The organism is Sphingomonas lenta, assembly GCF_002288825.1.
GTDB lineage: Bacteria > Pseudomonadota > Alphaproteobacteria > Sphingomonadales > Sphingomonadaceae > Sphingomonas > Sphingomonas lenta.
Window position 1 is genome coordinate 179685 of record NZ_NSLI01000004.1, and the last position, 26036, is coordinate 205720.

Here is a 26036-nt window from a genome sequence, read left to right on the forward strand (position 1 = left end):
CAGCCTTTGCACAAGTTAACGCCTACGTTTGGTGACAGACTTACACATCCGAACGGGGTAAGTGGTAATTTGGTTCAGGGTTTATCGGCGTACGCGCGACTCACGCTGAGTCGTCCGCACCGCGATGGATGCTGAAACGAGTTCAGCATGATGGCGGCGAGAGGGGTCCGGTCCGCAACCGCTTCAACCCGGACGCCACCTGTGCGATAACGCCCGCGCTACCCGTCGGAGGCGTTGGGCGACGTGGAACTCGGGGCGAGCTGGGGCGGTCTGGGCGAGCGCAGGTTCGTGACGCTGTTGTTCAGCGACCTGTGCCATTCCACGCGGATCGCGATGGCCATGGACGCGGAGGCGTACGCGGAGCTCTTGGAGCGGGTGCGGGCGGTGTCGGAGCCGATCGTGGACGCGCATGGCGGCCGCGTCGCGCAGGTCTACGGCGACGGGTCGCTGAGCGTGTTCGGGAGCGGGGACGCGGCGGACGCGGACGCGGCGAACGCGATCGACGCCGCGCTGGCGCTGCACGCGGCGGTGCGCGGGCTGGAGCGGCCCGCCGACTGCCCGGTCGATCTCCGGCTCCACAGCGGCGTGCATACGGGGCTGGTGCTGCTGCGCGACGGCGACCTCGCGCGCGGCCGCGTGGAGGCGACGGGGATCGCCACCAGCATCGCGGCGCGGCTGGCGGCCGCCGCCGGGCCCGACGAGCTGCTCGTGTCCGAGACCTCCGTCGGCCCGGCGCGGCGCGTGTTGCGGCTGGGCGAGGCGCGCGAGGTCGCGGTCGACCGGGCGGGCGAGTCGGTCAAGGCGACGCCCGTGCTCGGCCCGGCGCCGGCCGCGGGGATGGGCGCGGGCGCGTCGCGGGCGACGCCGTTCGTCGGGCGGACGGGCGAGCTGGCGGCGTTCGGGGAGGCGTTATCGAAAACGGGGGCGAGAACGGGCGCGCCGCTGCGCCTCGCGGTGGTCGCGCCCGCGGGCCAGGGCAAGAGCCGACTGGCGGAGGCGTTCGGGCGCATGGCGGCGGAGGCGGAATACGCGGTGTTCGCGGGCGCCTGTCCGGGCGGACCCGCGGCGGGCGTGCTGATCGCCTGGGCGCAGATCGTTGCGGGGATGCGGGAGCGGGAGGCGGGCGGCGAACTCGCCGAGCCGCTGCGCGCGCTCCTGGACCGGATGCGCGGGCGGGGAGGGGGCGGGGAGCCGCTGGCCGACGCGTTCGTGCAGGTCGTGGCGCGGCGCGCGGAGCGCGGGCCGGTGCTGCTGGTGATCGACGACTGGCAATGGGCGGACGGCGCGTCCATGCAGCTGCTCGCCCGGCTGACCGGATCGGGCGCGCCGGTCGCGATCGTGCTGACGACGCGCGAGGCCGCGCCGCACGGCATCCCGCTCGACGGCTGGGAGCTCCTGTTCCTGCCGCCGCTCGACCTGGAGCAGTCGCGCGCGCTGATCCGGCACTGCGACCCGCGGCTGGACCCGCTCGACGCCGCCAAGGTCCATGCGCGGGCGGGGGGCAACCCGCTCTATATCGAGGAGCTCTGCCACCTGGCGGACGGGCGGCCGCGCTCGCTCGACCAGCCCGCGGGCGGGCCGGAGCGGATCGGCTGGCTGGCGGGCATGATCGGCGCGCGGCTGGAGGCGCTGGCCGGCGAAGAGGCGGCGGCGCTGCACGCGGCGGCGGTGATCGGCGAGGCGTTCCCGTTATGGCTGTTCGAGGCGGTGGTCGGCGACCCGCGCGCGGCCGAGCGGCTGGAGGCGCTGGTGGCGCGCGACTTCCTGGTGGCGGGGCCGCGCGCTGGGCGGTTCCGCTTCAAGCACGGCGTCACCTGGGAGGTGGTCTACAGCCTGGTGCCGATCCGCGAGCGCAAGGCGCTGCACGCGCGCGCCGCCGCCGCGCTGCTTGACCGGCCGGGCCGGGGCGGGATCGAGCGCGACGAGATGCTCGCCTGGCACCACGCCGCGAGCGACCGGATCGAGGAGGCCGCGCTCGCCGCCGAGCGGGCGGGCGACGCGGCGGCCGGCTTACGCGCGCTCGACCGGGCGCAGCTGCAGTATCGCCGGGCGCTGACGCTGCTCGAGCGTCTGCCGCCGACCGACGGGACGCACGCGCGCATGGCGGGGCTGGTCGCGCGGTTCGGCATGGTGAGCGTGTTCGATCCCGAGCCGTCGCACCTCGCCATCTTCGACGCAGCGGCGGCGCGGGCGGACGCGCGCGGCGAGACGGAGGCCGCGGCGCAGGCGGAGTTCTGGGCGGCTTATTCGGCGTACGCGACGGGCGACGGGCGCCGGTCGGTCGCCTATGCCCGCCGCGCGCTGGAGCGGTGCGGCGCGGAGGAGACGCCGTTCGTCGTGCAGCTGCGCGCGACGCTGGGCCAGGCGGAGGGGCTGCTGGGGCGGTACGACGAGGCGCTGGCGCTGCTGGACGGGGCGATCGACGTCAAGCGGCGGCACCGGTCGGGGCGGCACGCGTCGCTCGGCGTCGCCTATTCGCTGACGAGCAAGGCCGCGATCCTGGGCGATCTGGGCCGGTTCGACGAGGCCATGGCGGCGATCGACGAGGCGGTCGCGCTGATGAACGGCGAGAACCACCCGGTGGAGGCGTCGATCCTCAACTGGGCGGGCGCGATCCGGCTGTGGCAGGGGCGGCCCGACGCGGCGCTGGAGGCGGCGGCGCGCGCGCGAGTGGTCGCGACGCGCGCGGAGACGGTCTATCTCCACGCGATGAGCCGCGCGATCGACGGCTATGCGCGCTGGCGGATGACGGGCGGGCCGGACGCCAGGCGCGACCTGGCGGACGCGGTGACGTGCATGGCGGAACGGGGCAAGACGCTGGGCGCGTCGCTCGCCTTCGGGTGGCTGGCCGAGGCGGAGGCGGAGTCCGGCGCGGCGGGCGCGGCCAGGCGCGCGATCGGCGGGGCGCTCAGGCGGGCGCGGGCGGGCGACCGGCTGGGCGCGGCGATGGCGGCGCGGGCGGCGGCGCGGCTCCACCGGCGCGAGCCCGCGCGGGCGCTCGCCTGGATCGCGCGGGCACGGCTGCTGGCGGCGCCGCGACGCGCGCCGCACGAGGCGGCAGCGACCGACCTCCTGGAGGCGGAGCTGCGCGCGTCATGGGGCGGGCCTGACGCGGCGCGGCCGCTGCTCGACCGGGCGGAGGCGGGCTTTGCGGCGATGGGGATGCTGTGGCACCTCGACCGCGCCGCTAACCTAGCGGGCGCAGCGTCGCCGTGAGCGGGGCGGCGCCGGGGCGCAGCGTCGCCCCGCCCAGCAGCGCCGCGAAGAAGCCGACGAGCGTGCCCATCCCCATCGCCCGGCCCGGGCAGGCGTGGGGCGGCCCGTTCCGGCCCGCCGCGCCGCCGAAGGCGAGGTCGGGGCGGAGCCGGCCGGCCGCCAGCGCGTCGGCGGTGGCCGACTGGATGGCGAGGAGGACGGGCGTCCCCGCCTCGACGGTCTCCCCGTTCAGCTCGTGCGTCTCGGCTGCGGTGCGCCAGACGAAGTCGGGGGCGGGCGTGTTCACGATCGACCGCTCGATCCGGTCGCGCAGCGCCCTGCGCCGGGCGGCCTCGTCGGGCTCGGCGAGCCAGTCCTCCTGGACCCGGAACAGCTCGCCCTTCTCCGCCCAGTCGACGAATATGTTGGCGAGGTTGGCGGCGGTGACGGGGACGAAGCCGATCATGACGCCCGCGACCGTTCGGGCGAGCAGGTCCGGGTCGTCGCGGAAGGGCGGCGTCGCCGCGAGCGTCCCGGCGATCGCGCCGGTCAAGGGCGGGCCCGACCGGAGCCGGGCGCGCACCGCCTCGGCGAGCAGCCTGCCGTGCGCCTGGCCCACCGCCACGCCCGGAGCGGACGGGGTGGGGTCGAAGACGTAGCGGGCGGGCGAGTAGAGATCGCCGGGGCAGAGGGCGGCGCGGCCGCGCGACGGTCGCCAGTCGAGCCCGTCGGCCTTGACGAACGCGCCGTCGGGCAGGCCGAACCAGTCGGCGCACAGCCCGGCCATGAAAGGGTCCACCACCTCGGTCAGCAGGTTGACGGGCCGGGCGGGGCCTTCGAGGTGCGGCCGCAGCGACGCCCCGGCCATCGCCAGCGCCTTGCGGAAGGCGGTCTCCTCGTCGACCGCGCCGATGACGGCGTTGCCGGCGGGCGCCTGGGCGCGATAGGCGGCGTCGCGGGCGTCGAACCCCAGATAGATGCGGCCGACGGACTTGCTGAAGCGCTCGTCATAGCCGCGCACCGAGTAGCGCCGGCCGTCGTCGCCCAGCACGGTGCGGACCAGCGCCTCCGACCCGACGAGCAGGCCGAGCGGCGAGGGGAGCGCGCCGCCGTGCCGGGCGCGCACCGCCGCCCAGAAAGCCGCGGCGTCGCCCGTCTGGCGCGCGCCCACGTCGTCGATGAGCGACTGCCACGCCTCCGCGGGCGCGTCCGAGTCCCGCAGCCGGGCGATCAGCGCCTCGCCGCGCTCGACCTGCTCCGCCAGCTCCTCGGGCGGCGGGGGCCGGAGGCTCGGCAGCGCGCGCACGGCGGAGATGGCGGGCGCGAAGGCGTAGAGCGTCCAGTCCAGGGTGGTGACCGGCCTGGCCGCCGGGGCGAGCGCGACGCGGCGCACCGAGCCCTCGTGCCGGAAGCGGTAGACGTCGCCGCCGTCGCGCGCGGGCCCGACCAGCGGGTCGGCGAGGCAGGAGGCGATACGCGTGCTGTTGCCGCCGTTCACCCAGGACTGGATCAGCTCGTACTGCTGGGCGAGGCTGGCGCAATAGGCCATGAACATGATGCCGCGCTCCGCGCTCTGCCCGGCGAGCGCGGCGGGCGGGCCGAACGACATGCCGCGCCGCATGATGCGCGGCGGGCGGCCCGAGCGGGGGTTGGCGCGGCGGATGTGCGACTGGAGCGGGCACCGGTCGCCGTGCGGGTCGCTGTCGAAGGTGAAGTCGTTGAGGCCGGACCCGCCCGGCACGGTGGGCGCGCCGTCGGCGCGGCGGCCGAGCAGCTTGGCTTGGACGGCGGCGCGGCTGAGGCGCGCGCGGGCGGCGGCCGCGTCGACCATCGCGCGGTAGGCGTCCGGGTGGACGGGCATGCGCCGCATCGCGAGGAAGCTGCCGTTCCCGAGCAGCGCCGCGCCCGGCCCGTCGGCGGGCTGGAGCAGCAGCTCGTCCGGCGCGATCTCGTGCGGCCCGTCGGGCGGGCGGCCCTCGACCAGCTCCGGCTGGCTGATCCCGTCGCGCAGGCCGAGATGGTCGATGTCGGCGCGGTCGTGCGCGCGCCGCATCGACTGCACGCCGAGCAGCCGCAGGCCCGGCAGCGCCGCCACCTCCGCCACCCTAGCTGCGAGCGGGTGCCGGGGGTCGGCGGCCGCGTCGTGCGACGGGTCGCCGGGCGCGCGGGCACGGTACTGGAGTACGACGTCGATCGAGGACAGGTCGATCTCCCCCGCGCGGCCCGGCGGCCAGTTGCGGCGCGGCCGCCGCCAGTTGCTCGGGTGGAAGGCGCGCACGTCGCCCAGGAGCGCCGCGCGCGCCTCCGCGCCCTGGCGGAACTCGGACGGCAGCGCGCCGAGCACGGACGCGTCCGCGCCGAGCCGCATCAGCCCTTCATAGGTGAGGGCGAGCGTGAGCGCCTCGTCCGCCGGCGCGTCCGCCTCGCTGGTGAGCGGGAGGTCGGCGAGCGTCTCCGCCGCCAGGCCGGGGTCCGTGACCTGCAGGAACAGGAGCGCGCCGTGCGTCATCGGGCCGTCGGCGGTGTCGAAGGAGGTGAGCACGCCCTTCTGCACGTCCGCCCGGTCGATCGGCGCGGCGCGCGGGCCGGCGGCGAGCGCGGCCGGACCGGGCGCGGAGCGGAGCCAGGCCACTTCCTTCGCGAAGGCGGGCGGGGTTCTGGTCGGCTCCCACTCGTCGAGCATCGAATTGGCCGCGCGCAGCAGCGTCAGCGCGTCCTCGTCGCGCGCGTCCGCGCCGTAATAGCGGGTCAGCCGGAACATGGCGCCGAGCACCGACAGGGCGAGGCCGTCGACGACCGCGGCGGGCGCGCGGCTCCGCGCCTCGCGCGCCACGCGGCGGGGATCGAGGCTGGCGAGGCCGGTGAGCGCGAGGTCGCCGTCGCGCGCCGGGTGGTGGCGCTGGATCCGTTCCGCCTGGCCCAGATAGGCGAGGTCGCCCGCGGTGAGCGGCGCGGCGCTGTAGAAATACTGGGCGGGCCGTTCGTTCTCGCGGACCCACGCCGCCCACTCGGCGGGCGAGGCCTCCCGCGCGAGCGGGTAGTCCTGGCAGTTGCAGAAGACGAGGTCGAGCATCGGCCCCGCGTCGCGCCAGAGCGCGCGCATATAGGCTTCCCAGCTGCCGTCGAAGGTGACCGCCAGCACCATGCGCGAGGGATCGGGCAGGATGGCGATGCGGAAGGACTGGACCTGCTCCAGCCGCTCCACCGGATCGGAGAAGGCGGACACGGGCGACGACTCGCGCGCGGCGGTGCGGATGGCGGCCAGCGTGCGCAGCGTCAGCGCCATGCGCGTGGCGGGCGTCACCGACTCGTAGGACTGGACCAGCCCCGTCCTGAGCGGCGCGACCACCACCAGGTCGGACGCGCCGCCGAGCGCGAGGCCGCGCGGCTTTTCGCGGACGCGGCGGCCCCATTCGAGCGCGGCGCGGTCCTCGCTGCCGATCACGCGGTGGTCCCCAGCATGCGCGCGTCGTTCGCGGCCGCGTCCTCCAGCGGGTCGCGGTCGTCGCCCTTGGCCTCGCGCACCAGCTTGGCGAGCGCGGGCACGTCCGTGATCTCGATGCGGCGGCGGTGCTGGGCCAGGATGTTGCGGCCGGCGAGCCAGCGCAGCTCGCGCGTCACCGCCTCGCGGTGGGTGCCGACGCGCGCGGCGAGGTCGGCGTGGGTGGGGGCCGGGTCGATGGTCCGGCCGCCCGTCTCCGGATCGTCGGTCGACAGGCGCAGCAGCTCGCAGTGGAGCCGGGCGGGCACGCGGAGCGTGTTCAGCTCCAGGATGCGCTCGGTCAGGCCGCGAACCTGGGCGGTGAGGCGGCGCGCGAGCCAGAGCGCGCCTTCCGGCGTGGCGCAGGCGGCGTCGCGAAAGGCCGGGCCGGGGATGCTCGCCACCGTGCAGTCGCCCAGCGCGACGATGGAGGTGGAGCGGGGGCGGCCGTCGATCGCCGATAATTCGCCGAACAGGTCGCCCGCCGCCAGGTCGCGCAGGATCACCTCGCCGCCATGGCCGGAGCAGACCACCACCTGGACGCGGCCCTCGAGCACGAGATGCACGCTGGTGGACGGCGCGCCGACGTTGAGCAGCAGGCGGCCGCCGCGCGAGCGGAGCACCGTCGCGTGCGGTGACAGCCGATCCGCCAAATCGCCGGGCAGCGCGCGGCGCGCCGCCGCGACGAGGCCGAGCTGATGGGCCATGGTCCTCGCTCCCTGTTCATGTCCCGCGTGCCCAGGGGTCGCGGGCCGAGGCCGAGCCGAATACGCACGGGCGTCGACCCGGCGACCGCGCGCCTGCGGCCGGGAGGCCGTCGCGGGCGCTCGCGCGGCCGGGTCGCCGCGGTCCGAGCGTGGAGCGGTCGGCCGTTCGGCACAAGTCCGTTTCGGCCGATTGTAGGGAATCGACAAGCTCCGAGGAAAAACGGGGCGGCGCGTCCCCTGCGCCGCCCCGTCCCTCCCTGATCACCGGCGCGCGGTCGCCAGGGCGAGCTGCGTGCCGTCCTGCCGGCCGACGTGCCGCGCGATCGCGAGCTCGACCGAGCGCTTGGCGCCGGCGGCGGCCACGCGGCGGCACTGGGGCGGCTCCACGATGCCCGGGCCGAAGCCGGGCTGCGGGCACACCGCCCGGTAGGCGCGGCGCAGGCGGCGGTTGAACGTCGCCTTTCCGGCCTCGGTGGCGAGGTTCAGGTCGGCGTACGAGACGTGCACCGACCGCGAACCGTCGAGGTTGTGCCGGACGGCGGTGGGGCCGGCCTCGGCCCGCCCCGCGGTGGCGAGGGGAAAGAGCGTGGTCACGACCACGAAGGCGATGCTGGCGAGACGGTGACGAGCGTTCATGATGGTCCTCCACTGAGCGGCGACGCCGTTCCTTCGTGGGCCGCGTCGCGCCGGCCTTTCCGACCGGTGCGTCCTTGTCGCCGATCGCGGCGGGACGTTCGGTGACGCAGGCCACCGTGGAACTGTGGTGTTTCCCACATGGCGGCGTCGCGCGCGGGCGGGGGCTCGTGCGTGCGGGCGGCGTAGGCTTCATGCGGTGCGCTGAACCATGCTGGTGATTTTCCCGCTTGACAGCGTCACGCTGCTTGGGTACAAAACAGGAACGCTGAAAAATTGGGCGTTATTATACTTGACGTACCCAGCCGATTGAGGGCATAACGGCCTTCAAGGAGCTTGAACCATGTCGGCACTTTCCGCCCCGCACTTCCACAACGAAGAAGCCGCCTACGCCTACGTAGAGGCGCGGATTTGGCCGAACGGCCCGGTTTGCCCGCACTGCGGGGGCGTGGACCGGATCGGTAAGATGGGCGGCAAGTCCACTCGGATCGGCACCTACAAGTGCTACCAGTGCCGCAAGCCCTTCACCGTCAAGGTCGGGACCATCTTCGAGTCGTCGCACGTCGCGCTGAACATCTGGCTTCAGGCGATGTACCTCATTGCCGGGTCGAAGAAGGGGATCAGCTCGAACCAGCTTCACCGGACCTTGGGCGTCACCCTCAAGACCGCCTGGTTCATGTCGCACCGTATCCGCGAAGCGATGCGCTCGAACGATCCGGGCTTCTTCGGCGAGAACGGCGGCGGCGTGGAGGTGGATGAGACCTTCATCGGCCGCGAGCCGGGCCGTGAGGTGGCGCAGGGGCCGCACCACAAGATGAAGGTGCTGGCGCTGGTGGATCGCGACACCGGCCGCTCGCGCGCGATCGTGGTGGACAACCTCAAGCCGCGCGACCTCGCGCCCATCATGTTCCACAATATCGCCCGTGAGGCGCGGCTGATTACCGACGAAGCGCACCACTACCGGGCGTTCTCTCTCGCCTTCGAGGGCGGGCACGACGCGGTGCGCCACGGCGCTGGCGAGTACGTGCGCGGCGACGTGCACACCAACACCATCGAGGGCTATTTCAGCATCTTCAAGCGCGGAATGCGCGGCATCTACCAGCACTGCGCGAAGAAGCACCTTCACCGCTATCTGGCGGAGTTCGATTTCCGCTATACCAACCGGGTGGCGAACGGCATCAACGACGCGGAGCGGGCGGACCGCCTTCTCGCTGGCGTGGTCGGGCGTCGCCTGACTTACCAACAAGCTAATTGAGGCCAGCGATGCCGAAGCGAAAACAGCAGATAACGCCCGATCGGCAGAGCGAGCAGTTCAGAACAGAAGCGCAAAAGCTAATCGACGCTGGCGAACTAAACTCCATCGAAGCGGACGCCGCGTTGGATCAACTGGTTCAAAGGGCCAATGTGAGAACCGACTTGGCTCAACCGCGAGGAAAGAAAGCATAAGGGAATGTATCTTACTCCCAGGATTGATCCCAATCTAATCCCTGATGATGAAAGGGAGGGAGCGCGATACATCGAGCAGAACCTACAGGGTCTACAGAGCCTGACCGTTCAGTTTAAAAGTGCTCTTGCTCTATTCCACAGTACTAAAGTTCTGCACAAATCAGAGATAGACAACTTGCCGAAGATACCCGACTTTCCTGATGACATGTCAGAGTGGGGCGTCGTTTCCAAACGGCACAGAGCAGAGATGGAAGCTTATCAAGCGCGCTTAAGAATGTTCTCTGATTGGCTTAGGTTCGCCGCTAGGCAAGGCGCAATGCTTACATATAGCTTTTCCATGATAAGCCAGAAGATGAATGGCACTTTAGGAAAGTGCCCCATTATGCTGTCCAAAGTCGACCTAGATGCCAAAAAGCGCGCCCAGAAGATATTGGAGAGCAATTTTCCGCAGATAGCGTCTATTCGGCTGTCCGCCGCACATCCGCGCGAAATTGGTTCTACACCGCGCGATCATGAAAAACATTCCATCAAAGGTGGACACTCTGACAGAGTTATATCGTCAAGTTCTCCACAGTTGCTTATCGAGGGTTCGCTGCTGATAGAAGACCATCGATTAGTATATACCTCATCAATCTCCGGCCGGGCCGTTTCTTTCGAGCTTTCCGAAACGTCTTACAAGCATCTAGTCGATGCCCAGCTTGAGTTCTGGAACGCTTTTAGCCCTTTGGAAGACCAGTTTTGGAGAGATACACGTCTATCTGAAAAATGGTCCTTCTAGGGTCAGGACTCACTACCGCGGTAGCCAGAAGATGACCGTCGCCGCGAGCGTGATGGCGGACATGAAGGTGTGGGCGCACCGGTCATAGCGGGTCGCGACGCGTCGCCAGTCTTTGAGCCTGCCGAACATGATCTCGATCTTGTGGCGGGCGCGGTAGAGCTGCTTGCCATGCCGGATCGGGCGGGAGCGGCCGGAGCGACCGGGGATGCATGGGCGGGTACCGCGGTCTCGCAGCGCCTGGCGGAACCAGTCGGCATCATAGCCGCGGTCGGCGATGAGCACCGGGGCGGCGGGCATGGCGGGCAGCATGGTCGCTGCGCCCTTGTAGTCGCTGACCTGGCCCTCGGTGAGCAGCAGCACGCGCGGGCGGCCCTGCTCGTCGCAGACGGCGTGGAGCTTGGAGTTCAGGCCGCCTTTCGTGCGCCCGATACGGCGCGGAACAGCCCCTTTTTGCGGAGCGATGCCGCGGTCCGGTGGGCCTTGAGGTGGGTGGCGTCGACCATGAGCTGGTCAGGTGCGCCGCCCTCGGCCGCGAGACCTGCGAAGATGCGGTTGAAGACACCCGCCCGGCTCCAGCGGACGAAGCGGTTGTACAGCGTCTTGTGCGGACCATAGGCGAGCGGAGCGTCTCGCCACATCAGCCCGTTGCGGATTACGTAGATGATGCCCGACAGCACCCGCCTGTCGTCCACCCGAGCCAAGCCGCGCTGCAACGGGAAGAACGGCTCGATCCGGCGCATCTGTGCCTCCGACAGCAGGAACGGCTCAGCCATAGGGCACCTCCTGGCACCCCGAATCCGCTACGCCGCGAGCCGTTCCACGCCGGCGTTATTGGGTCCTGAGCCTAGCGATGTCATGAAAGTCGAACTGGCCGTCTAAGGTTACGGACTCAATGAACTCTGAGAACAGAACAGCCTCGGAGTTGCTGGCCTCAAAAGCGTCGCGTAGCGCAACCGCCAAGCGATCTGCAAAGCCCCCGTCACTCTGAGCTTCACTCATCCTCACGCTCCTTGGGTACGTAAAGTACAATAACGCCAAAAATTGCGAGTCGAGGGGATCGGCTCCGGGGACGGCGGACGATCGAACATCATCGGGAACGGGAGCACGTCGCGGCGGAGCCGCGCCGTCGGTCGACGCGCGTGGAGGGTCCACGCGGTCGCCGGCCGTGCTTGCGCGGGTCTTGCGTCAGCTCGGCTGACGCGAGCCGCGCTGCGCAGGGGAGAGATACATGAACCAGGAAAATTCGAAACCGGCGGTCGACGCGCCCAAGCCGCGTCGTCGGCCCGTGCGGTGGACGCGGAAGATGAAGGACGATTTTCTCGACCATTTGGCCGCGACGTGCAATGTCCGCGGAGCGGCGCGCGAGGTCGGCGTGCATCCGCGATCCGTGTACAATCTGCGCCGCAAGGACCCGGCATTCACGCGCGCCTGGGGCGAAGCGCTGCTGCTCGGATATGAGGTGCTGGAGACGCGGCTGGTCGGGTGCGCGCTTGCGGGCGCTCGGGAGGACGGAGCGCCTTGCGTGCCGGACGCGGACCGGCCTGAAATGGACGAACCGGTCGAACCGCTCGACCGGGCGCTGGCGCTACACCTGCTGAAGTCGCATCGCGGCCACCTGCTCGGACGGCGTGCGGTCGGCGGGCCTAAGCCGCGCCGGGCGACGCCGGAGGAGACGGACGCGGCCATACTGCGTAAATTGGCGGCGATGGATCGGCGTCGTCAGGCGCGCGACGAGGCGGAGGCGTGAGCGCCGCGGGGCCGAGCTCCGCCGCGATCGAGCGATTGCTGGCGTTGAAGCCGGAGAGGCGGGCGGCCCTGTTGCGGGGCCTGTCGGATCCGCAGCGGCGCGAGCTGAACGAGCGCTGGGACGTCTGGGCGGGCGATGGGCAACGGACGCCGGACGGGGATTGGCGCGTGTGGATGATCCGGGCGGGACGGGGCTTCGGCAAGACGCGCGCGGGCGCCGAGTGGATCAGCGCGGTGGCGCGTGAGACGCCGGACGGGCAGCTCGCGTTGGTGGGCGACACCTTGGACGAGGTGCGCGCCGTCATGGTCGAGGGCCGCAGCGGCGTGATGGCGGTGGCGCGGACGGACGAGCGCGTGGAATGGCTGTCCGGCAGGCGGGCGGTCCGGTTCGCGTCGGGGGCCGTCGGCTACCTCTACGCGGCGACCGCGCCGGAGAAGCTGCGCGGGCCGGAGCATCACGCCGCCTGGTGCGACGAGGTCGCGAAATGGCGCGAAGGCGACCGGACATGGGACAATCTGCTGATGGGGTTGCGCGTAGGCGAGCGGCCGCGCGTGCTCGTCACGACCACGCCGCGGCCCAACGCGTTGATGCGGCGTGTGCTGGCCGCGCGCGGGCTGGAGGAGACGGGCGGCCGGACGCGGGACAACCCGCACCTGCCGGTCGTCTTCGTGGCGGACATGGAGGACGCCTATGGCGGCACCAGGCTCGGGCGGCAGGAGCTGGACGGTGAGCTGATCGAGGACGCGGAGGGCGCGCTGTGGCGGCGGAAGATGTTCGACGACCACCGCGTCGCGGCCGCGCCGAAGCTCAGGCGCGTGGTGGTCGGCGTCGACCCGCCCGCGTCCGTGGACGGCGACCTGTGCGGGATCGTGGGCGTGGGGCTGGGGCGCGACGAGCGGCTCTACGTGCTGGAGGATGCGAGCGTGGGCGGTTCCTCGCCGGAGGGCTGGGCGCACGCCGTGGCGGCGTGCGCGTCGCGGTGGGGCGCGGACCGGGTCGTGGCGGAGAAGAACCAGGGCGGCGACATGGTGCGCCACGTGCTGGCGGCGGCGGAGGCGACGCTGCCGATCAAGCTGGTGCACGCGACCCGCGGCAAGGTCGCGCGGGCGGAGCCGGTGGCGCTCCGGTACGAGGCGGGGCGCGTCAGTCATGCGGGGCGGTTCCCGGAGCTGGAGGACGAGCTCTGCGGGCTGAGGATCGGCGGGGGCTATGACGGGCCGGGGCGGTCCCCGGACCGGGCGGACGCGTGCGTGTGGGCGTGCACGGCGTTGATGGAGGGGCAGGGGAAGATGGTGGGGGTGCGGCAACTTTAGCTCCCTCTCCCCTCTGGGGAGAGGGCTGGGGAGAGGGGCAGGGCGGGACGTCGACGGCGGTGCACTGCCCCTCTCCCCTCGTCGCCTTCGGCGACTTCGTTCCCTCTCCCCGGAGGGGAGAGGGACAAGGGAGAAAGCACATGAAGTGGTTCGGCAAGCGGGCCGCGCGGGACGACGCGCGGCCGGGGTTGGCGCGCGGCGGTGGGTCCGGCGTAGTGCTGGGGGAGTGGCCGCGGTCGTACGAGGCGCAGGTGCGCGACGGTTATTGCGGCAACGCGGTGGCGCAGCGGGCGGTCAGGCTCGTGGCGGAGGCGGTGGGGTCGGCGCCGGTGGAGGCGTCCGATCCGGCGCTCGCCGCGCTCGTGGGCGCGCGGGTGGACGGGCGGCCGGTGCTGGAGACGGTGGCGGCTCAGCTGATGCTGCACGGGAACGCGTACCTGGCGGTGCTGCGGGAAGGACCGGACGATGTGGGCGAGCTGTTCCCGCTCCGCCCGGAGCGGGTGCGGGTGGAGCTGGACGCGCTAGGCTGGCCGGCGGCGTACCGGTACCAGGTGGGTGAGCGGGTGACGCGCTTCGGCGCCGACCCTCATCGGCCGGAGATCGTGCACCTGAAGGGCTTCAACCCGGTGGACGACCATTACGGGTTGGGGTGCCTCGGCGCGGCGTCCGGGGCGGTGGCGGTGCACAACGCCGCGGCGCGGTGGAGTAAGGCGCTGCTGGATAACGCCGCCAGGCCTAGCGGTGTCCTGCTCTACGAGCCGGGGGACGGCGCGGTGTTGTCGGCGGAGCAGTGGGCGCGGGTGCGCGACGAGCTGGACCGCGAGTTCTCAGGGGCGGCAAACGCGGGGCGGCCCATGATCCTGGAGGGCGGGTTCAAGTGGGCGGCGCTGTCGCTGAGCCCCGCCGACATGGACTTCGCGGGGACGCGCGACGCGGCGGCGCGGGAGATCGCGCTGGCGTTCGGCGTACCGCCGATGCTGCTGGGGCTGCCGGGCGACAACACCTACGCGAACTATCGCGAGGCGAACCGGGCCTTGTGGCGGCTGACGGTGCTGCCGCTGGCGGGCGCGGTGCTGGGCGGGATCGCGCATGGGGTGCGGGGGTGGTTCGAGGACGCGCGGCTGGTGGTTGATCTCGACCGCGTGCCGGCCTTGGCTGAGGAGAGGGCGATGCTGTGGAAGTCGGTGGCGGCGGCGGACTGGTTGTCCGACGACGAGAAGCGCCAGCTGGTGCGGCCGTGAGCGGGGTGTTGGCGCAGCTGCTGGGGCAGGCGGCGGAGCGCGGTGTCGACGCGGCGACGCTCCGCGCGATCGCCGAGGAGGCGGGTGAGCTGGGGGCGACGCGGGCGCTGACCAGGCTGGGGCTGTCGGACGAGGGGGCGGAGGAGGACGTGCGCGAGCTGCGCGACCTGCTCAGGAGCTGGCGGGAGGCGAAGCGATCGGCCTGGCGGGGGTTGTGGGGGTGGTTCGTGCGGGTCGTCTCCACCGTGTTGCTGGCCGGCATGGCGGTCGAGCTGGGGACGGGCGGATGGCTGGAATAGCGTTCGCCGGGTACGCGGCCGTGTTTGACCGGGTGGACCGGGCGGGGGACGTGGTGCGGCGCGGGGCGTTCGCGGGCGCGGCGGCCGTGCCGTTGCTGCTGAACCATGCCGGTTCGGCTGTCGGGGAGATCACGGTGGTCGTGGAGGACGCGTACGGGTTGCGCGTCGAGGGGGTCGCGAACGGGCCGGTGATGGTCGGGGCGGGGCTGTCGGTGGGGTATCGCGCGCGGCGGGCTCGGCAGGGGGCTTGGCGGGAGCTGCTCGACTGCGAGCTCTTGGAGGTGAGCCTGGTGGGGGTGCCGATGCAGCCGCTCGCCAGGGTGGATCGGGTGGGGCGCAGCGGCGACTAGCGACATGCCGGGGGCATGTCGCAGCCGCGAAGCCGGCTTGCGTCAGCAAGCCGTCGGTAGGCCCTCACCCTGGCTCGCGATGCGAGCCTGTCCCTCTCCCGCGAAAGCGGGAGAGGGTTTGTCAGAGGGCGTCGAGTTGCCGGCGCCTTTTTCTTTTTGGAGCGGGAGAATGGGAATGACGGATATGGTGGTGGCGCGGCCGGTGCTGGAGGGCGCGCGAACGGTCGAGGGCGCGTTCGACGGGTTCGTGCGGGCGGGCCGGACGGTGGAGATGAAGGCGTTCACCGGCGTGACCGGGGACGCGGGCGGCTTCGCGGTGCCCAAGGAGATCGACCAGGTGATCGAGACGGCGCTCAAGGCCGCCTCGCCGATCCGGGCGATCGCCAATGTGGTGAAGGTCGGCACCGCCGGCTACCGCAAGCTGGTGACCACGGGCGGCACGCCGTCGGGCTGGGCGGCGGAGACGCAAGCGCGGCCGGAGACGGCGACGCCCGTGTTCAGCGAGATCGCGCCGCCGATGGGGGAGCTCTACGCCAACCCGTCCGCCTCGCAGGCCATGCTCGACGACGCGGCGTTCGACGTCGAGGAATGGCTGGCGAGCGAGATCGCGATAGAGTTCGCCAAGGCGGAAGGGGCGGCGTTCGTCAACGGCAACGGCGTGAACCGGCCCAAGGGGTTCCTGACCTATGCGACCTCGACCACCGGGGATGCGGCGCGGCCGTTCGGGACGCTGCAGCATCTGGCGAGCGGGGCGGCGGCGGACTTCGGGGCGAGCCCGCAGGAGCGGCTGATCGACCTCGTCCAGTCGCTTCGCGCGCCGTACCGGCAGGGGGCGTGCTTCGTGATGAACGCGGCGACGGTGGCGCGGGTGCGCAAGTTCAAGACGAGCGACGGGGCGTTCGTGTGGCAGCCGTCTTTGAGCGCGGGGCAGCCGGCGACCTTGCTGGGGTATCCGGTGGTCGAGGCGGAGGACATGCCGGACGTGGGCGCGAACGCCTGCCCGATCGCGTTCGGGAACTTCCGGCGCGGCTACATCGTGGCGGAGCGGTCGGAGACGGCGATCCTGCGGGATCCGTATTCGAACAAGCCGTTCGTGGGGTTCTACGCGACGAAGCGCGTGGGGGGAGCGGTGGTGAACTCGGAGGCGATCAAGCTGCTCAAGATCAGCGTCAGCTGATCCCGGCCGATCGGGGCTCCCCGCAAAGTATTACTCTGCGGGGTCCCCGGCCGACGGCTCGGCTTGCCGAGCCGTCCGACGACGCGGCTATGCCGCGTCGGCCCCTCCACCGCCTTTGGCGGTCCCCCTCCCCGAGCGAACTCGGGGAGGATTGTTTCAGGAGAAGAGCATGAAGCGGGAGGAACGGCCGTGACCGCGCCGGTGCCGGAGGCGGCGGTGGCGGGCGCGGTGGCGGCGGCGCGGGCGCATCTGCGGATCGCGGGCGGGCAGGAGGACGCGGTGCTGGCGCGGTTGGCGCGGACCGCCTTCGCGTTGGCGGAGGCGTTCACGGGCGCGGGGCTGATCGCGCGGGCGCACGAGGACGTGGCGCCGGCAGTGGCGGCTTGGACGCCGCTGGCGCTGGAGCCGGTGCGGGCGATCACGGGGGTGACGGGCCTGCCGCCGGGCGGGGGTGCGCCATTCGCCTTGCCGGTGGACGCGTACGCGGTCGACATCGACCATGAGGGGCGCGGCTGGGTGCGGGTGACCGCGCCGGGCGCGGCGGCGCGGGTGGCGATCGCCTATCAGGCGGGGCTGGCGGCGGACTGGGACGCGCTGCCGGCGCCGGTCGCTCAAGGGCTGGTGCTGCTGATGGCGCACCTGTTCGACGAGCGGGGCGGGCGGGGCGCGGGCGCGCCGCCGGCGGCGGTGACGGCGCTGTGGCGGCCGTGGCGGCGGATCAGGCTGGAGAGGAGGCGGGCGTGAGGACGCTTGAGCGAAGGGCCGCGCGCGTCGTCGAGGCGCGGGCGGGGGAGCTGGCGGCGGCGTACGGTCAAGTGCTGCCGGGGGTGCGGGTCGAGGTGGAGGGCGGCGACGTGGTGCTGTCGGGGCGCGGGCTGGCGGGCCGAGTGCTCGACGAGCCGGCGCTACGGGATCCGGCGGGGCTTGTCCGGTGAGCGCGCGGGAAGCGTTGGTGGACGCGGTCGCGGCGTGTCTGCGCGGGCGGCTCGCCGAGGCGGCGGTGTTCGACGCGCCGCCGGTGCGCTCGACCGTGCCGTACGCGGTGGTGGACGAGCCGGTGATAGGGCCCTGGGGGACCAAGAGCTGGGTCGGGTACGAGGCGCGCGTCGCGGTGGGCTTGTGGGACGAGGGCGAGCGGCCGGTGCGGCTGCGCGCGATGCTCGGCGAGGTCGAGGAGGCGGTGGCCGGCCTGCCGCCGGACATGGCGGGCGGGTGGCGCGTCGCGCGGGTCGAGCTGGTGCGGAGCCGGCTGGCGCGGGGCGCTTCGGACAGGTGGCTGGCGAGGGCGGAGTTCGTGGCCTGGGTGTGGCGGGCGGACTCCTAAGCTCCTCCCTCGCCCATGGTGGGGGGAGGGGGATCGCGCCCGCAGGGCGTGGTGGAGGGGGGTGCTGCGCGGGAACGCATCCCGAGGTTCCCCCCTCCACCGCCTTCGGCGGTCCCCCTCCCCCGCTGTGAGCGGGGGAGGAATGAAGAAAGTCGACGAGCGGGAGGTGTATATGGTGGAGAAGGGGAGCGCGTTCCTGTTGAAGGTGGGGGACGGGCAGGCGACGCCGTCCTTCGCGACGGTGGCGGGGATGCGGACCACGCAGATGTCGGTGAACGGCGAAGCGGTGGTGGTGACGACCAAGGACTCGGGCGGCTGGCGCGAGCTGTTGTCGGGCGCGGGCGTCCGCTCGGTGAGCGTGTCGGCGTCGGGGGTGTTCACGGGCAGCGCCGCGGAGGCGCGGGTCCGGGCGAACGCCTTGTCGGGGGCGCTCGACCAGTACCGGCTGACGTTCGAGGGGGGCGAGATGATGACGGGGCGGTTCCTCGTCACGCGGCTGGACTATTCGGGCGATTTCAACGGGGAGCGGGCTTACGCGGTGACGCTGGAGAGCTCTGGCGCGGTGGTGGCGAGCTGATCATCCCTCTCCCGCTTTCGCGGGAGAGGGAGAGACGCGCGAAGCGCGGCGAGGGTGAGGGCCCGTTCTTCGGATGCGCCCTGTTCAGGCCCTCACCCTGCTGCTTCGCAGCTGTCCCTCTCCCGCGAAAGCGGGAGAGGGCTTTGGGGGAGATCACACATGACGATCATCAATCCCGCGCGGGGCGAGGCCGCGCTGCGGGTGAACGGGTGCGTGCTGAAGCTCCGGCCGAGCTTCGAGGCGCTGGTGGGGGCGGAAGGTGAGCTGGGGCCGCTGTTCGCGCTGGTGGAGCGTGCGGCTGGGGGCGGATTGTCGCTTTCAGAGATGGTGGGGCTGTTCTGGTGGTGCCTGGACGAACGGCCGGAGGGCTTGACGCGCGCGGCGCTGGGGGAGGCGGTCGTGGCCCAGGGGCTGGCGGCGTGCGCGCCGGCGCTGGGCGGGCTGCTCCGGCAGATCCTGGCGGGGCGGTGAGCGAGGGCGCGTTCGCGCCCGCCGCGGTGCGGCTGGCGGGGCTGGCCGGGGCGCTGCTGGGATGGTCGCCGGAGGCGTTCTGGCGGGCGACGCCGGCGGAGTTGGGGGCGGTGGTGCGGGCGTTGGCGAGAAATGGGGCGGAGGAGGCGGAGGACGCCGCGCCGCCGGACGCCCGGCTGATCGCGCGGATGCGGGAGGAGTTTCCGGATGGATGAGGAGATCGACCGGTTGGTGGTCGCGGTGCGCGCGGACTTAGGGACGTTCCGGCGCGACGTGGAGGCGATGCGCGGCGCGCTCGACGGGCCGCTGGAAGCCGGGGCGGAGCGCGCCGGGCGCGCGATCGAGGGGGCGCTCGGGCGGGCGGTCAGGACGGGCAAGCTGGGCTTCGACGACCTGAAGCGCGTGGCCTTGTCGACGATGGCGGAGATCGCCTCGGCGGCGGTGCGCGACGGGGTGGGGGCGCTGATCGCGGGGGGCGGGCGCGGCGGCGGCGCGAGCGGACTGGCGGGGGCGCTGCTGGCGCTGGCGGGTGCGCCGGGGCGGGCGACGGGCGGGCCGGTGGGGCCGGGGCGCGCGTACCTGGTTGGCGAGCGGGGGCCGGAGCTGTTCGTGCCGACGGCGAGCGGGCGCGTCGAGCCGGGCGTATCACGTGGCGGTGCGCGGGAGGTTCGGGTGGCGATCACGGTCAACGCGGGGCCGGGGGTTAATGGGCCGGAGGCGTTGACGCGGTCGAGCAGGCAGGTGGCTCGGGCGGTGCAGCGGGCGTTGCGGGAGGAGTGACAACATAGTTCCTCCCCCGCTGTGAGCGGGGGAGGATTGGGGGTGGGTATGGCTTACTGGTTGGCGAAGGAGCATGTCGGGCAGCGCGAGGATATCGTCTCGCGGTTCGATCCGCGGTTCTGGACGGTGAACTTTCCGCGGCCGATGATGGCGGCGGTGACGACGACGGCGCATGACGCGCTGCGGGTGGATCTGGCTTTCTATCGCCGGGACGACCTGGCGGGGCTGATCTGGGAGGCGGAGGATCGGCACGACCATCCGCTGTTGGCGTATGAGACGGCGCGGGACTTTCGGGAGTGCCGGCTCGGGTTCCGGTGGCGGTCTTCGGGCGTGCTGCCGCTCGACGCGGTGAACGGGCCGACGCTGACGATCGAGGGGCGGGACGGGCAAGGGAACCCGCGCGCCTGGTATGTGCGATTGTGGAACTATGCGCGGGGCACGCCGGAGGACGCGGCGGTCTCGATCGACTTCGCGGACGTGCTCGGCGGGTTCCTGTTGCCGGAGGAGGCGGACCCGGTCTGGGCGGGGGACGTCGACCGGCTGTTCGTGTCGATGGTGCCGCTGGGGTACACGGGGGCGGACATGGGCTTCGATGCGCCGGCCGAGGGGTGGGTCGAGCTCACCGACATGGTCTGCGAGGGGCCAGGGTCGGTGCTGGCGATCGGTGACGTAGGTGTGCCGCCGCACGGGGCGGGGATCGCGGGCGGGTATGACGACAGCTACCACCTGACGCCCGCGCGGCTGCTGCGGCAGGCGCTGCACCTGGGGTATCGGGGGGCGGTCAATCATTATGTGGGGATGAGCCACTATTTCCGGCTCGGGGCGGATGGGCTGGTGACGCTCGAAGGTGGTGCGCTGAACGGGCCTTGCCTGGCCTGGCATCGCGACTTCGCGGGCCGAGCGCGCGCGTTCGGGTTCGACGTGATCTGGTCGCTGAGCTTCGAGCTGTTCGACGCGCATTGTCCGGAGAGCTGGAAGCAGCGGGCGGCGGACGGGTCGCCGGCGCTGACGGGCTGGGTGCCGCCGTCGACGCTGCTGTCCCCGGCGAACGGGGAGGCGATGGCGTACTTACGCGCGGTGGCGCGGGCATTCGTGCGGATCGCGGTCGAGGCGGGGCTCAGTCCTAAGTTCCAGGTGGGGGAGCCCTGGTGGTGGATCATGGGGGATGGGCGACCTTGCATTTATGATGTGGCCGCGGTGGCGGCGTTCGCGCCGGTGGCGGTGCCGAGCGTGCGGGGCACGCTAAGCGCTGCGCAGAAGGCGGCGTTGGACCGGGCGGGGGAGGTGCTGGGGGCGGCGACCGCCGGGCTGGTTGCGGCGGCGCGCGACGAGGCGCCGGGGTGCGAGGCGCTGCTGCTGGCGTATCTGCCCAGCGTACTCGATCCCGCGGCGCCCGAGGTCAGGCGGGCGAACTTGCCGCCGGGCTGGGCCAAGCCGGCTTTCGATGTGCTGCAGCTCGAGGATTATGAGTGGGTGACGGCGGGCGACACGGCCGCGACCGCGCGGGGCGTGGCGGAGGCGGGGGCTCGGCTGGGCTATCCGGTTTCGGAGCAGCACTATTTGTCGGGATTCGTGCTGCGGCCCGAGGAGGCCGGGCAGTGGGGGCGGATCGAGGCGGCGTTGGAGGCGGCGCGGGCGCGGGGCGTGGCGGCGGCGTTCGTCTGGGCGCTGCCGCAGGTGGCGCGCGACGGGTTCGTCAGGTTCGGGGGAGAGGACGACATGCAGGCGTTCGACAATGTGGCGTTCCCGCTGGCGCTGGGGGCGGAGGTGGAGGTCGCGCCCGGCTTCTCGACGGCGGTGCTGACGGGGGCGGGCGGGTATGAGACGCGCAACAGCCAGTGGGCGGAGGCGCGGACGACCTATGACGTCGGGCCGGGGGTGCGGTCCGAGGCGGACATCGCGGCGCTGCTGGCGTTCTTCCGGGCGCGGATGGGGCCGGCGCGGGGATTTCGGTTGCGCGACCCGTTCGACTTCGCCGCTTCGGCTGAGCGGTTGGGGGTGGGGGACGGGGTTAACCGGCGGTTCGCGTTGGTGAAGCGGTACGGCGAGCAGGAGCGGCGGATCACGCGGCCGGTGGCGGGAAGTGTGGCCGTGACCGTCGGCGGGGTGAAGGTGTCGGGGTTCTCGGTTGAGGATGGTGGGTGGGTGGTGCTGGACGATGCGCCTACCGCCGGGGCGGTGGTGGCGGCGTCGTTCGTGTTCGACGTGCCGGTTCGGTTCGCAGAGGACGTGCTGCGGGTGAACCGGGCGACGTTTCTGGCGGGGGAGGCGGTGAGCGTGCCATTGGTGGAGCTGCGGGAGGCGTAGCGAGCGCCGTCGGCGAAGCCGACGGCGGCACGCGGGCGACCCGGCCGGCGGGGCCGCGCTCGCGCGGCGCCCGTCCGGCCGGGGTCCCCGCAAAGTACTACTTTGCGGGGTGGCTTCACGTCACGGGGCGAGGCCGCCCTCGCCCCGGTTGAGTGAGCGTCGCAGCTGCCCCTCCACCACCGGCCCAAGTGGGCCGGCGGTCCCCCTCCCCGAGGCAAGCTCGGGGAGGATCAAGGAGAGCAAGATGGATTGGTTGACTGAGGAACTCACCACCGTCGCGTTCTGCTGGCGGGTGGAGCGGCGGGACGGGGTGGCGGTGGGGCTGACGAGCCACGACCGCGATCTCGTGATCGACGGGCTCCCGCACCGCGCCGCGCCGGGGATGACGCCCTCGGCGATCCGGCGCGAGGAGGGGCTGGAGGCGGACACGATGGACGTGGGCACCGCCTTGTCGTCGGCGCTGATCCGGGAGGACGATCTGCTCGCCGGGCGCTGGGACGGGGCGCGGGTTTCGTTGTCTGCGGTGGACTGGACGGAGCCGTCGCGGCGCGTGGCCTTGAGTGAGGGGACGATCGGCGCGGTGGAGCTGACGGACGCCGGCTTCACCGCCGAGCTGCGCGGGGCCGCGGCGGCGCTGGAGCGGGCGGTGGTCGAAGAGACGAGCCCGGAGTGCCGCGCGGAGCTGGGCGACCGGCGCTGCCGCGTGCCGATGGCGGGGCGGCGGCGGTTCGCGCGGGTGGTGGAGTCGGACGGCGAGCAGCTGACGCTCGACCGAGCGGAGCCGGAGCCGGACGCCTATGGCGGCGGGCGCTTACGCTGGTTCGGGGGCGCCAATGCGGGGCTGGAGGGCGCGGTGGCGCGGTCGGAAGGCGCGCGCGTCGTGCTGCGCGCGCCGCCGGCGTTCGAGGCGGAGCCGGGGACGCTGGTCGAACTGGTCGAGGGGTGCGCGAAGAGCCTGGAGGTGTGCCGGGGGAGGTTCGGCAACGCCGTGAACTTCCGCGGCGAGCCGTTCCTGCCGGGGATGGACCTGCTCACGCGCTATCCGGGCGCGTGAGCGCGGGGAAGCGCGCCGCGGCGGCGGCGCTGGGCGCGCTGGGCGTGCGATTTCGGCTGCACGGGCGTGACGTGGCGAGTGGGCTCGACTGCGTCGGGCTGGCGGCGCTGGCGATGCGCGCGGGCGGGTACGCGGGCGAGGCGCCGAGCGGGTATCGGCTGCGCGGCGGCGACCTGGCCCGCGTGGCGGCCGCGGTGGAGGGGCTGGTCGCGGCGGACGGGTCCGCGCCCGGCGACCTGCTGCTGTTCCGGCCGGGGCCGGGGCAGCTGCACCTGGCCGTGCGGACGGCGCGCGGGTTCGTGCACGCGGATGCGGGGCTGGGGCGGGTGGTGGAGCGGCCGGGGGCGGACCCTTGGCCGCTCATCGGGGCGTGGCGATTGGAGGGCTAGGCATGGCGACGATGGTGCTGACAGCGGTGGGCGGGATCGTCGCGGGGCCGATCGGGGCGGCGCTGGGCGCGGTGGCGGGGAGCGCGATCGACGCTCGGCTGTTCGCGCCCAAGCGGCGGGAGGGCCCCAGGCTTCAGGAGCTCAAGGTCCAGGTCTCGAGCTACGGCGCGCAGATCCCGAAGCTGTTCGGGACGATGCGCGTGGCGGGAACGGTGTTCTGGGCGACGGACCTCGTCGAGCGGCGCGCGCGGAGCGGCGGCGGCAAGGGGCGGCCGGCGGCGACCGAGTACAGCTATTCGGCGAGCTTCGCGGTGCTGCTCTCCGGGAGGCCGATCCGGCGCGTCGGGCGGATCTGGGCGGATGGGAAGCTGCTGAGGGGCGCGGCGGGCGATTGGAAGGCGCGGACGGGGTTCCGGCTGCACCTGGGCGGCGAGGATCAGGTGCCCGACCCGCTGATCGCGAGCGCGGAAGGCGATGCGCCGGCTGCTAGGAGTTACGCTTACGCGGTGTTCGAGGGGCTGGAGCTGGCGGACTTCGGCAACCGCATCCCGTCGCTGACCTTCGAGGTCGTCGCGGACGACGGGCCGGTGCGGGTGGACGCGGTGGCGCGGGCGTTGGCGCCGGAACTGGACGCGAGCGCCTCGGCCGAGGTCGACGGCTTCGCGGCGTCGGGCGGGAGCGTGCGGGCGGTGCTGGAGGCGCTGGCGCGGACCGGGGGCTCGGCGCTGGCGGCGGAGGGTGGGCGAGCGACGATGCGGGATGCGCCGGCGCGCGTGGTCGAAGTGGAGGACGCGGGCGTGTCCGCCGACGGGCGAGGCGGGCGGGTCCGCCGCTCGATCGCGCCCGCGGACGCCGCACCGCGCGTCGTGACCATCAGGCATTATGATCCGGCGCGCGACTGGCAGACGGGGTTGCAGCGCGCCAGGTATGGCGCGGGCGGGCGGACGCTGGAGCTGGAGGTCGCCGCCGCCATCGGGGCGGGGGCGGCCAAGACCTTGGCCGAGCGGGTGCTGGCGCGCGAGGAGGCGGGGCGGACGCGGCGGATCGTGTCGTTGGGCTTGGGCGGGCTCGCGGTCGGGCCGGGCGACGGCGTGCGGATCAAGGGTGAGCGGGGCGTGTGGCGCGTCGTCGCCGCGGAGACGGAGCGCTGGGCGACGCGGCTGGAGCTGACGCCGGTGGAGCGGGGCGCGCTTCCCAAGCCGGCGAGCTCGGGGCGGGTGCTCGGCGCGCCGGACCTGGAGGCGGGGCGCACGGTCGTGGAGGCGTTCGAGCTGCCGGGGCTGGACGGGCCGCTGTCCGCGCCTCGGCTTATGATCGCGGCGGCGGGCGGGCCAGGGTGGCGTGGGGCGGCGCTGCTCGGCAGCCTGGACGACGGGGCGAGCTGGGCCGAGTGGGGCGCGGCGGCGGCCCCGGCGGTGATCGGGCGGGTGGAGGCGCCGCCGGTCGCGGCGTCGGGCCGCCTCATGGACCTGGTGTCGCGGCCGGTGGTGCGGGTGCCGGAGCATATGCCGCTCGAGGAGGCGGACGACGCGGCGCTCGACGCGGGCGCGAACTTGGCGCTGCTGGGCGACGAGCTCGTGCAGTTCGGGCGGGCGGAGCCGTTGGGCGGCGGCCGTTGGCGGCTCGGGCGGTTGCTGCGCGGGAGGCTGGGGACGGAGGACGCCGCGCCGGCGGCGGCCGGCGCGCGGTTCGTGTTGGTGGAGCAGGGCGCGATGCGGGCGGTCGATCTGCCCGCGCACGCGCTGGGGCGGAGCGTGCGCGTGCTGGCGGCGGGGGTGGGCGACGCGGACGGCGCGGAAGCGTCGGCGCTGGTCGCCGGCCGCTCGGTGCTGCCGCCCGCGCCCGTGCGGCTGCGCTGGGAAGCGCGGGCGGACGGGTCGGCGATGCTCCGCTGGATCAGGCGGAGCCGGGCGGGGTGGCGCTGGCTGGACGGGGCCGACGTGAGCCTAGGCGAGGAGCGCGAGGGCTGGGATGTGCGGCTGCGCTTTCCCGACGGGAGCGAGCGGATCGAGGCGTGCGACTCGGCCGAGTTCCTGCTGGGCGCGGCGGACCGCCTCGGCGGGCCGGTGGAGGTGACGGTGCGCCAGAGGGGCGACTGGGGGCTGGGCGGCGCGGCGCGACTCGTCGTGCCGGGCATGTGAGGAGGGGAGAGATGGGCGACTCGACGGCGCGACTCGGGCTGCCGCTGCTGGCGGCGGGGCAGGCGCAAAAAGAATTGTGGCACAACGAGGCGCTGGCGCTCCTCGACATGGTCGCGTGCGCGGGCGTCGAGGAGCTGGGGGCGTCCGCGCCGCCCGCCACGCCCATGCCCGGTCGGGCCTGGGTGCTCGGTGCGGACCCCGTCGGCGCTTGGGCGGGGCACGCGCGGGAACTGGCCGGCTGGACGGACGGCGGGTGGCGCTTCGTCGCGCCGTTCGAGGGGTTAAGCGTTTGGGTGGTGGCCGAAAAGCTGCACGCGACCTTCACGGGCGGGCGGTGGGTTCCAGGCGAGGTCCGCGCCCGCCGCGTGCTGGTCGACGGGGTGCCGGTGGTGGGGCCGCAGCGGCCCGCCATCGCCGCGCCCGCGGGCGGCGCGACGGTGGACGCGGAGGCGCGCGCGGGCCTGGAGCAGGTGCTGGCGGCGCTCCGCGCGCACGGGTTGATCGCGCCCTGATCGGGTCGGGTTGTTGCGCTTGCGCCACAGTTCCCGGCTTTCGTCACCTTGCGCTGAAACCAAGCAGCGGGTAGTTGGTTTGCGCTGTCCGTATGGACAACCAAGAAAGGGGAC

Annotated in this window: 25 protein-coding genes; 21 read left to right on the forward strand and 4 right to left on the reverse strand. The window is 73.0% G+C overall.

Features of this window, described 5'->3' with window-relative positions:
- The first annotated feature begins 243 nt into the window (after window positions 1–243).
- Entirely contained in the window at window positions 244–3216 is a 2973-nt protein-coding gene (locus tag CKY28_RS13075) for an AAA family ATPase (RefSeq protein WP_245841865.1), read from the forward strand.
- On the opposite strand, the gene CKY28_RS13080 is transcribed toward CKY28_RS13075, so the two are convergent.
- The 3 genes from CKY28_RS13080 to CKY28_RS13090 form a co-directional block, all read right to left on the reverse strand.
- On the reverse strand, window positions 3188–6640 hold the full coding sequence (locus CKY28_RS13080; RefSeq protein ID WP_095998819.1) for a Dyp-type peroxidase domain-containing protein: 3453 nt from the start codon (window positions 6638–6640) through the stop codon (window positions 3188–3190). The two genes, CKY28_RS13075 and CKY28_RS13080, sit on opposite strands and share 29 nt — an antisense overlap.
- On the reverse strand, window positions 6637–7383 hold the full coding sequence (locus CKY28_RS13085) for a Crp/Fnr family transcriptional regulator (protein ID WP_095998820.1): 747 nt from the start codon (window positions 7381–7383) through the stop codon (window positions 6637–6639). The genes CKY28_RS13080 and CKY28_RS13085 overlap by 4 nt, the downstream gene beginning before the upstream one ends.
- Window positions 7384–7644: 261 nt before the next feature.
- The gene (locus CKY28_RS13090) at window positions 7645–8019 is read right to left on the reverse strand and encodes a UrcA family protein (protein ID WP_095998821.1); all 375 of its coding nucleotides are present in this window, start codon (window positions 8017–8019) and stop codon (window positions 7645–7647) included.
- A 340-nt stretch (window positions 8020–8359) separates the two neighbouring features.
- Between CKY28_RS13090 and CKY28_RS13095 the strand changes: the two genes are divergently transcribed.
- Together CKY28_RS13095 and CKY28_RS18770 are read left to right on the forward strand one after the other, a co-directional pair.
- Window positions 8360–9271 carry an IS1595 family transposase gene (locus CKY28_RS13095; RefSeq protein ID WP_095998822.1) on the forward strand — a complete coding sequence of 304 codons (912 nt, stop codon included), beginning with the start codon at window positions 8360–8362 and terminating at the stop codon, window positions 9269–9271.
- A 573-nt stretch (window positions 9272–9844) separates the two neighbouring features.
- Complete coding sequence (locus CKY28_RS18770) at window positions 9845–10240, forward strand: hypothetical protein (protein ID WP_176473093.1); 396 nt, start codon at window positions 9845–9847, stop codon at window positions 10238–10240.
- A 12-nt stretch (window positions 10241–10252) separates the two neighbouring features.
- Here the strand turns inward: CKY28_RS18770 and CKY28_RS13100 are convergent.
- Window positions 10253–11013, reverse strand: a protein-coding gene (locus tag CKY28_RS13100; RefSeq protein ID WP_095998823.1) for an IS5 family transposase whose coding sequence is annotated in 2 segments (ribosomal slippage) — window positions 10253–10680 and window positions 10680–11013 — 762 coding nt in all. Because the reading frame shifts where the segments join, the coding sequence is not laid out codon by codon here.
- Between the two features lie 455 nt (window positions 11014–11468).
- Here CKY28_RS13100 and CKY28_RS13105 point away from each other — a divergent pair.
- The 18 genes from CKY28_RS13105 to CKY28_RS13190 all read left to right on the forward strand — a co-directional run bounded on the left by CKY28_RS13105 (window position 11469) and on the right by CKY28_RS13190 (window position 25922).
- Window positions 11469–11987, forward strand: coding sequence for a hypothetical protein (locus CKY28_RS13105; protein ID WP_095998824.1), 519 nt, complete (start codon window positions 11469–11471; stop codon window positions 11985–11987).
- Window positions 11984–13300 (forward strand): DNA-packaging protein, encoded by a 1317-nt coding sequence (locus CKY28_RS13110; protein ID WP_245841838.1) that lies wholly within the window; start codon window positions 11984–11986, stop codon window positions 13298–13300. Before CKY28_RS13105 ends, CKY28_RS13110 begins: the two co-directional genes overlap by 4 nt.
- 140 nt (window positions 13301–13440) lie before the next feature.
- Window positions 13441–14541 carry a phage portal protein gene (locus CKY28_RS13115; protein ID WP_095998825.1) on the forward strand — a complete coding sequence of 367 codons (1101 nt, stop codon included), beginning with the start codon at window positions 13441–13443 and terminating at the stop codon, window positions 14539–14541.
- Entirely contained in the window at window positions 14538–14840 is a 303-nt protein-coding gene (locus tag CKY28_RS13120) for a DUF6127 family protein (RefSeq protein WP_095998826.1), read from the forward strand. The genes CKY28_RS13115 and CKY28_RS13120 overlap by 4 nt, the downstream gene beginning before the upstream one ends.
- Window positions 14828–15190: an HK97 family phage prohead protease gene (locus CKY28_RS13125; RefSeq protein WP_176473094.1), complete on the forward strand. Its 363-nt coding sequence runs from the start codon at window positions 14828–14830 to the stop codon at window positions 15188–15190. The genes CKY28_RS13120 and CKY28_RS13125 overlap by 13 nt, the downstream gene beginning before the upstream one ends.
- 169 nt (window positions 15191–15359) lie before the next feature.
- The gene (locus CKY28_RS13130) at window positions 15360–16367 is read left to right on the forward strand and encodes a phage major capsid protein (protein ID WP_425442520.1); all 1008 of its coding nucleotides are present in this window, start codon (window positions 15360–15362) and stop codon (window positions 16365–16367) included.
- Between the two features lie 189 nt (window positions 16368–16556).
- A complete protein-coding gene (locus tag CKY28_RS13135; RefSeq protein WP_095998828.1) occupies window positions 16557–17111 on the forward strand; it encodes a head-tail connector protein in 555 nt (184 codons plus the stop codon).
- Entirely contained in the window at window positions 17108–17302 is a 195-nt protein-coding gene (locus CKY28_RS13140; RefSeq protein WP_095998829.1) for a hypothetical protein, read from the forward strand. Before CKY28_RS13135 ends, CKY28_RS13140 begins: the two co-directional genes overlap by 4 nt.
- Window positions 17299–17691: a tail completion protein gp17 gene (gene gp17 / locus CKY28_RS13145; RefSeq protein ID WP_095998830.1), complete on the forward strand. Its 393-nt coding sequence runs from the start codon at window positions 17299–17301 to the stop codon at window positions 17689–17691. Before CKY28_RS13140 ends, gp17 begins: the two co-directional genes overlap by 4 nt.
- A gap of 142 nt (window positions 17692–17833) precedes the next feature.
- Entirely contained in the window at window positions 17834–18268 is a 435-nt protein-coding gene (locus CKY28_RS13150; RefSeq protein ID WP_245841839.1) for a phage major tail protein, TP901-1 family, read from the forward strand.
- 159 nt (window positions 18269–18427) lie between these two features.
- Window positions 18428–18739: a gene transfer agent family protein gene (locus tag CKY28_RS13155; RefSeq protein WP_095998831.1), complete on the forward strand. Its 312-nt coding sequence runs from the start codon at window positions 18428–18430 to the stop codon at window positions 18737–18739.
- Window positions 18736–18954, forward strand: coding sequence for a phage tail assembly chaperone (locus CKY28_RS13160; RefSeq protein ID WP_095998832.1), 219 nt, complete (start codon window positions 18736–18738; stop codon window positions 18952–18954). Before CKY28_RS13155 ends, CKY28_RS13160 begins: the two co-directional genes overlap by 4 nt.
- Window positions 18947–19519 (forward strand): tail tape measure protein, encoded by a 573-nt coding sequence (locus CKY28_RS13165; RefSeq protein WP_095998833.1) that lies wholly within the window; start codon window positions 18947–18949, stop codon window positions 19517–19519. Before CKY28_RS13160 ends, CKY28_RS13165 begins: the two co-directional genes overlap by 8 nt.
- Window positions 19520–19567: 48 nt before the next feature.
- Window positions 19568–21826: a DUF2460 domain-containing protein gene (locus tag CKY28_RS13170; protein WP_095998834.1), complete on the forward strand. Its 2259-nt coding sequence runs from the start codon at window positions 19568–19570 to the stop codon at window positions 21824–21826.
- 244 nt (window positions 21827–22070) lie between these two features.
- The gene (locus CKY28_RS13175) at window positions 22071–22880 is read left to right on the forward strand and encodes a DUF2163 domain-containing protein (protein ID WP_095998835.1); all 810 of its coding nucleotides are present in this window, start codon (window positions 22071–22073) and stop codon (window positions 22878–22880) included.
- Window positions 22877–23269, forward strand: coding sequence for a hypothetical protein (locus CKY28_RS13180; protein WP_095998836.1), 393 nt, complete (start codon window positions 22877–22879; stop codon window positions 23267–23269). Before CKY28_RS13175 ends, CKY28_RS13180 begins: the two co-directional genes overlap by 4 nt.
- Window positions 23270–23271: 2 nt before the next feature.
- The gene (locus CKY28_RS13185; protein WP_095998837.1) at window positions 23272–25410 is read left to right on the forward strand and encodes a phage tail protein; all 2139 of its coding nucleotides are present in this window, start codon (window positions 23272–23274) and stop codon (window positions 25408–25410) included.
- An 11-nt stretch (window positions 25411–25421) separates the two neighbouring features.
- Window positions 25422–25922 (forward strand): DUF2793 domain-containing protein, encoded by a 501-nt coding sequence (locus CKY28_RS13190; protein WP_095998838.1) that lies wholly within the window; start codon window positions 25422–25424, stop codon window positions 25920–25922.
- Window positions 25923–26036 lie beyond the last annotated feature (114 nt).